Genomic DNA, 6,328 nt, shown 5'->3' with positions numbered 1-6,328 from the left:
TGTAACTCGCGGCGCCGTGTCGCGCTGACTTGGATTAATGTACACACACCCCACAATAAACACAAACCCGCAGGCCACAAGGCTTTTCTGCGGGGTATGAAATCACACTAAAGTGCACATGCGCCAACATAGAGCTTTCAACGCTGCACAGGTTCAGCCCAGGCGTTGAACGCACTCAGCCCTAAGTACTGAACAGGCGCACCCTTTAGCGCTGCACGCGCTCCACTTCTGCACCCAGCGAGCACAGCTGTTCCGGGAACTCCGGGTAGCCGCGGTCAATGTGGTAGACATCGTGCACTTCGGTCTTCCCATCCGCCACCAGGCCGGCCAGCACCAGGCCCGCGCCTGCACGTATGTCGGAGCTCCACACCGGCGCAGAGGAAAGCTGCTCCCTACCCCGGATAACTACGTGGTGGCCGTCGATGCTGGCGTCCGCACCCAAGCGCATCATCTCATCGACAAAACGGAAGCGGGACTCGAAGATATTTTCCGTGATCACGCTCATCCCCTCGCTCACCGTGCACAGTGCAATAGCCATGGGCTGCAAGTCAGTCGGGAATCCTGGGAAAGGAAGCGTTTGGTAGTCCACCGCCTTTGGGCGCTCGTGCTGCACCACCCTAAAGCCGGTCGGATACGTCTCCACCTGTGCCCCGGCGAGCTTTAGCTTCTCCAGAACCAGGTGCAAATGCTGCGGATCGATACCGCCGACCGTGATGTCTCCCCGCGTCATCGCTGCAGCATATGCCCAGGTACCTGCGACGATGCGGTCGCCGACAACCTCGTGGTCCACCGGGTTGAGTCGCTCCACGCCCTCGACGGTGATGGTGTTGGAACCAGCGCCGCTGATCTTCGCGCCCATCGCCACCAGCATGTCGCACAGGTCCACGATCTCCGGCTCACGCGCCGCGTTGTCCAGTGTGGTGGTGCCCTCAGCCAGCACCGCAGCAGTCAGAATGTTCTCTGTCGCGCCCACCGAGGGGAAGTCCAGCTTGATCTGCGCGCCATGGAGCTCCTCCGCTTCGGCGACCAGACAACCGTGCTCGATCTTGGTGGTTGCGCCCAACAGCTCTAGGCCGGATTGGTGCATGTCGAGCGGGCGGGAGCCGATGGCGTCACCACCAGGGAGAGCAACCCGCGCCTTGAGGCACCGTGAGGTCAGCGGCCCCAGTACCGCGACGGAAGCACGGAACTGGCGCACGGCCTCAAAGTCCGCGTTGTACTCGATGTGCTCGGGGGTGGTGATGCGCACGACGTCGCCATCGAGCTCCACCTCACAGCCCAGTCCGCGCAGAACCTCGGCCATGTAGGGCACGTCGGCGATTTCGGGGCAATTGGTCAACGTGGTGGTTCCGGGTGCCAAAAGCGCTGCCGACATGAGCTTAAGCACGCTGTTCTTGGCGCCGGACACCTTGATGGCGCCCTGCAGTCTGGTTCCACCTGTCACTACGAAGCTGTCTTTCACGCCACCCAGCCTATAAAAAAATCGCCCCGCGCAAAGCGGAGCGATCATTCGAAGCAATACCAGGGCAGGTTCAGGGCAGCGCGCCGATGCGTCGGGCTGCGTTGACCGCCTCGTAGCGGGTGTGCGCGCCGAGCTTGCGCATAACGGAACGCAGGTAGCTCTTCACGGTCTCCGCGCCGATGCCCATCTCGGCCGCGGCCTCCACGTTCGTGTGGCCCAGGGCCACGCAGGCCAGCACGTCGAGCTCGCGCGCCGAAAGCTTAGTGGTCTGCTTCACGCGCACCGGGGAAACCATCTGATCGCATAGAACCTCGAGGTCACGGCGCAGATCCTCGTCCTCCACGCGGTTGGCCAGCATGCGCAGCTTGCTGTGCGTGGCGCGAACCTGCTCCCATTCCGCCCCAGACATCGATCGGACCTGCTTGTTTGCGGTCGCTCCCGCCGTCGCACCGCGTCCGGCGTCGTTTGCGCGCAGCGCCTCGTTGACCGCGATCTCCTGCTCCAGGCAGCGGGCGGTCATGGTGACCTCTTCGAGCACCTTATCGCCCATGCGGGCACGGGAGTGTACGCCAGCGTAGAGAACGCCTCTGACTTCCCGCTTCACAATCACGGGCACTGCGACGACGGAGTGCAGACCCTCATCGCGGATGTGGCGGTCGAAGTCGTGGCTGATGGCCTTTGCTCGGGTGTAATCGGAAACACCTACGGGGCGGCGGGTGGTCACCACGCGCCCGCCGACGCCTGCACCCGGCGCGATCTCCAGGTTATGCAGCGCCGGGGTGCGCAGGCCCACCCACTTGGAGATCCGCAGCTTTCCGTCCGCCGAGCTCGTGGCGTACATGGTCACCGGAATGCCGGTCGCGTTCTTTAGAGAATTCAGCGCAGAAATGATGACGTCATCGTCATCGCGTTGCCGCTGCTGGTCCACCTGGTTCACTCCTCAAACTTGACCTGTGGCGCCCACCCCGAAGGGCTAAGACGTCGTGTGAGAGGGAGTATAGTTCACCCCCTTGCTACCCCCAAAACTGCCCCCATGTTTCTTTTGCAAAAAGAGACGGGAGCACACACAACCTTATCGGGGCTAATCGACTGAGTTTTCTCAGAAAAAGCTAAGCGCTATTTAGGTTTTTGATACGCGCCAAACTGTTGTCTACCGTCTTGTCGGCAGCCTTCAAAAGATGCTTTTCCAGCCTTCCGGCGATCAGCGGTACCGACACGTCTGCGGTCAGGATCGCCTCCACTGCGGTCTCCGCCGCACCCTCTGCGATAGCCTCCCTGCTACCTCCAGCGATAGGCGCGTAGACGAAGTGAGTATCCATCGTCCCCATCTTCATCGGCAGATCCATCTCGGCCTTCACCTCGAACGCACCGGTCTCATCCGGGGGCGAAACATAGGTCTCTTGATATGCGATGGGCGCCTCTCCGTCCTTGGAGAGCTCTTCTAGTTCTTTTTGTGACGCCCTCACGCCAACCCGCGCCCATACCCGACCATCGGGCAGAACTTCCCGCTCGGCCTCGATGATCTGGGATTCCGTTTGCTCCACCATTCCTTCGTCGGTCAGCAGGAACGCCTCGCTGGAGACGATCTCGTAGACATCATGAATGGACAGGCCAATAGTGCGGTTGACTTGCTTCGAATGCGACATATCCGCAATTGTGCCAGGAATGGCGCCCGGTGGTGCGACTAGCGGTGCTGCCACTCCGGCTTGCGCTTCTCCACGAAAGCCGCCATGCCCTCCTTCTGATCCGCAGTGTCGAAGAGTCGCCAGAACTGCTGACGCTCTGCCTCCACGCCGTCTTCCAGGGTGGTGCGGTAGGCCTCGTCCACCATCTCGGTGGCGGCAGCCGTTGCGACGTGGGACATGCTTGCCACCTTGGCTGCTACCTTCTGCACCTCGTCGGCGAAGCCCTCCGCCGGAAGCACGCGGGAAACCAGGCCGCTGCGCTCAGCTTCTTCGGCGTCCATCATGCGACCGGTGAGGATCAAATCCATGGCCTTGTACTTGCCCACAGCGCGGGTCAGGCGCTGGGTGCCGCCCATGCCTGGGATGATGCCCAGGGTGATCTCCGGCTGGCCGAACTTTGCGGTTTCGCTGGCCAGCAGAATGTCGCCGAGCATCGCCAGCTCGCAGCCGCCGCCCAGGGCGAAGCCGGATACAGCAGTGATCAGCGGGGTCTTCAGCTGCGCCAGCTTCTCCCAGTCGCCGAACAGGCGCTTCTCCGCCACCTCGGGGTAGGTCTCATCCTTCATTTCCTTGATATCCGCGCCGGCGGCGAATGCCTTTTCGCTGCCGGTGATAACGATGGCACCGATCTGCGGATCCGCGTCCAGGGCCTCCGCTGCCGGAACAATTTCAGAGAGCACGCCACTGTTCAGTGCATTGAGGGCCTTCGGGCGGTTCAGGGTGATGGTCGCGACGGCGCCGTTAACGGCCACCTGGATGTTTTCATAAGTCTGGTTTTCGGAAGTCATGCTTGCCATTGAACCAAATCCCCTGCTGCCGTGCCCGAGAATCTAGCGAAGCTTGGGTGCGTAGGGGCGTCAATATTAATCATTCAGCGCCCTTAAACACAGTGTTCAAGCAACCAACGAGGAATCACAGTGGTGCCCAGCGAACGAGCAGTGTAGACTACCCGGTATAGACCGATCAGTCTAGAATGAAAGGATCGCCCCCAATGGCGAAGATTTACAACAACATCACCGACCTCATCGGCGGAACCCCGCTAGTCAAGCTGGGCGCATACGGCGAAGGCCTGAAGGCCAATGTCCTGCTGAAGCTGGAGGCCTTTAACCCGGCCAACTCCGTGAAGGACCGCATCGGTAAGGCCATCATCGAGGCAGCCGAGAAGGACGGCACCCTGAAGCCGGGCGGCACCGTCGTCGAGGCGACCTCCGGAAACACCGGTATCGCGCTGGCCATGGTCGGCGCCGCTAAGGGCTACAAGGTCATCCTGACCATGCCGGAGACCATGTCCAACGAGCGTCGCATCATGCTTCGCGCACTGGGCGCAGAGCTGGTCCTCACCCCGGGCTCCGCCGGCATGCAGGGCGCAGTCGACAAGGCCAACGAGATTGTCGAGAGCACCGACAACGCCATCCTGGCCCGCCAGTTCGCCAACCCGGCAAACCCGGAGATCCACTACAACACCACCGGCCCGGAGATCTGGGAAGACACCGACGGTGAAGTAGACATCCTTGTTGCTGGTGTGGGCACCGGCGGCACCATCTCCGGCGCGGCAAAGTATCTGAAGGAGAAGAACGACAAGATCGAGATCGTCGGCGTGGAGCCGGCGGACTCCCCGCTGCTGACCGAAGGCCGCTTCGGCCCGCACAAGATCCAGGGCCTGGGCACCAACTTCTTCCCGGAGAACCTGAACAAGGACATCCTGGACCGCGTAGTAGACGCTCCGCTGGAGAACGCAACCAAGACCGCCCGCGAGCTGGCTGTCTCCGAGGGCATCCTCTCCGGTATCTCCTCCGGTGCAGCCGTGTGGGCCGCCGTGCAGGAAGCCCAGAAGGACGAGAACGAGGGCAAGACCATCGTCGTCATCGTTCCCGACTTCGGCGAGCGCTACGTCTCCACCCTTCTGTTCGACGACCTGCGCGACTAATTCCGCTCCGGCAGTCGGCCACAACCTAGTGGCTGCTGTCAAGTGGCTAGTGGCTAGTAGCTGCAGGCAAGTAGGCGCTACCACCTTTCCACCCAGCGGTGGAATAGGGGGCAGCGCCTTCTCGTTATAGTGGCTGCGAAAGCTTTTAAGCCGATACCCAACCAACCGAAAGACCACACCGTTGAGCATTCTTGGACGCATCCGCGAAGACCTGGCCAATGCCCGCGAACACGACCCAGCCGCGCGCGGAGACGTAGAAAACGCCATTGTGTACTCCGGCCTTCACGCCATCTGGGCGCACCGCGTATCCCACGCACTGTGGAAGCGCGGGCACCGGGGCATCGCGCGCATCATTAGCCAAGCGACCCGCGGATTCACCGGCATCGAAATCCACCCGGGCGCCACCATTGGCCGCAGATTCTTTATCGACCATGGCATGGGTGTAGTTATCGGTGAGACCGCGGAGATCGGCGATGACGTCATGCTCTACCACGGGGTGACGCTCGGCGGCTCCGAACTAGTGCAGCGCAAGCGCCACCCCACCATCGGCAACGGGGTGATGATCGGCGCAGGCGCGAAGGTGCTGGGGCCCATCACCATCGGCGAGGGCTCCGCGATCGGCGCCAACGCGGTGGTGACCAAGGACGCTCCCCCGAACTCCATCCTGACGGGCATCCCGGCGAAGATTCGCCCCCGCAAGCCCAACCAGAACACCCCACTCGTCGACGCCGTGAAGTGGGTCGACGACATGCAGAACAACATCTAGGCGCGCCCCGCAGCGCGCCCAGTGCGATTGCGCGCACCACGCGCAGCCGACTAGGCCAGCAGCTCCTTAAAGTCCGGGTTCTTCTCCACGAAGGCCTCGACAGCGGAGCAGCTGGCCTTAATCTCTAGCCCCTCCTCCTTGGTCTCCAGCAAAGCCTCGCTGATCAGCGGCTTGGACAGCCCCTGGCCGCGGAACTCCGGATCCACAACGGTGTGGTTGAAGTCGCGGACGTTGCCCTCCTGGGAGTACTCGGCGAAGCCGGCCTCCTGGTCGTCCACATAGATTACGAAGCGGCTCTGCTCTTGATCGTGAACGATGCTCTTGGCGCCTGACATACTGCTGGGGCTCCCTTCCCTATTTGCTCTTCTTATCCTCTAGTAGCTGTGCTAGCTTCTAACCCCCAGTGTACGTACGGCAAAACCCCGGTAGTTTTTGAACTGGCCCCCGAAAGTTGGACTAGTTTAATTCTAGGCGGTTAGGGCTTCAAG

The 6,328-nt window shown here is 61.8% G+C and carries 7 protein-coding genes; 2 read left to right on the top strand and 5 right to left on the bottom strand.

The window, feature by feature from the left end:
• Positions 1–205 precede the first annotated feature (205 nt).
• The 4 genes from murA to Q0331_RS06585 all read right to left on the bottom strand — a co-directional run bounded on the left by murA (position 206) and on the right by Q0331_RS06585 (position 3,944).
• Positions 206–1,462 carry a UDP-N-acetylglucosamine 1-carboxyvinyltransferase gene (gene murA / locus Q0331_RS06600; RefSeq protein ID WP_297668265.1) on the bottom strand — a complete coding sequence of 419 codons (1,257 nt, stop codon included), beginning with the start codon at positions 1,460–1,462 and terminating at the stop codon, positions 206–208.
• Positions 1,463–1,532: 70 nt separating this feature from the next.
• Positions 1,533–2,390 (bottom strand): acetate metabolism transcriptional regulator RamA, encoded by an 858-nt coding sequence (ramA, locus tag Q0331_RS06595; protein ID WP_035004588.1) that lies wholly within the window; start codon positions 2,388–2,390, stop codon positions 1,533–1,535.
• A 181-nt stretch (positions 2,391–2,571) separates the two neighbouring features.
• Positions 2,572–3,108 (bottom strand): DUF2505 family protein, encoded by a 537-nt coding sequence (locus Q0331_RS06590; protein ID WP_298075631.1) that lies wholly within the window; start codon positions 3,106–3,108, stop codon positions 2,572–2,574.
• A 38-nt stretch (positions 3,109–3,146) separates the two neighbouring features.
• Positions 3,147–3,944, bottom strand: coding sequence for an enoyl-CoA hydratase-related protein (locus tag Q0331_RS06585; protein ID WP_298075630.1), 798 nt, complete (start codon positions 3,942–3,944; stop codon positions 3,147–3,149).
• Positions 3,945–4,138: 194 nt separating this feature from the next.
• Here Q0331_RS06585 and cysK point away from each other — a divergent pair, with 194 nt between their 5' ends.
• A complete protein-coding gene (cysK, locus tag Q0331_RS06580; protein ID WP_298075629.1) occupies positions 4,139–5,074 on the top strand; it encodes a cysteine synthase A in 936 nt (311 codons plus the stop codon).
• A gap of 181 nt (positions 5,075–5,255) precedes the next feature.
• Positions 5,256–5,840 (top strand): serine O-acetyltransferase EpsC, encoded by a 585-nt coding sequence (gene epsC, locus Q0331_RS06575; RefSeq protein ID WP_034986168.1) that lies wholly within the window; start codon positions 5,256–5,258, stop codon positions 5,838–5,840.
• Between the two features lie 50 nt (positions 5,841–5,890).
• Here epsC and Q0331_RS06570 read toward each other — a convergent pair whose 3' ends face one another.
• A complete protein-coding gene (locus Q0331_RS06570) occupies positions 5,891–6,175 on the bottom strand; it encodes a GNAT family N-acetyltransferase (RefSeq protein WP_298075628.1) in 285 nt (94 codons plus the stop codon).
• Positions 6,176–6,328: the final 153 nt, after the last annotated feature.

Origin of the sequence: uncultured Corynebacterium sp., from assembly GCF_937999985.1 — a bacterium.
Classification (GTDB): Bacteria; Actinomycetota; Actinomycetes; order Mycobacteriales; family Mycobacteriaceae; genus Corynebacterium.
This window is presented reverse-complemented; position numbering and strand designations above follow the sequence as displayed.